The 590-nt window shown below is 50.2% G+C and carries 1 protein-coding gene; it reads right to left on the bottom strand.

Annotated features, from left to right (window positions below; translation table 11 throughout):
* Positions 1-590, bottom strand: a 590-nt coding sequence (locus tag OKC40_RS22855) for an IS630 family transposase (protein WP_270797068.1), incomplete at both ends; no start/stop codon positions are given.

The following is a 590-nucleotide window of genomic DNA, read 5'->3' as shown; positions in this document are numbered from 1 at the left end:
AGGCAGAACTTGGGGTTCTTCTTCAACCATCGCTCGGTCTGTTTGCTTTTGTGAATGATGTAGTTATCGAGGATCAGTGTGATGGTTTTGGCTCGTCGGTAGTGGCGACGCAGCTTTTCCAGCATGGCGATAAACAGCGATGAGTTTTTCTTTATCCCGCTGACGTAAAGTACTCTTCCATTGCCTGCATGGAGAACGCCTGCCAGGTAATGTTTGGCGTTCTTTCCAGGTGTGACAACCCGCTTTTGCTGCGCTCTGAACATCCAGTCGGCCCCTAATTTGGGATTAAGGTCTATATCGACTTCATCCTCATAAAACACCGGATTATCTGCATCACAGCGGGCCAGTGCCGCGTCGATATTAGCCATTTTCTCCTGATAGGCAGGGTCTTTTATCCGCAAGGTCGGCACGGGCCTTCGCCAGACAATGCCCATACGCGGTAACCATCGGCGGAGCGTGGAGGCTGCCATATTGAGCCCCATTAACCGATTGATTTTGATAGCCAATAGTTCGGTACACCAACGGCTGCGCTGATAACCAAAATCTTGCGGAGAAAACTGCATGAGCAGCACCAGTAAGGTGACAATCTT

The organism is Aeromonas sp. QDB11, assembly GCF_027705265.1.
GTDB lineage: Bacteria > Pseudomonadota > Gammaproteobacteria > Enterobacterales > Aeromonadaceae > Aeromonas > Aeromonas allosaccharophila.
This window is presented reverse-complemented; position numbering and strand designations above follow the sequence as displayed.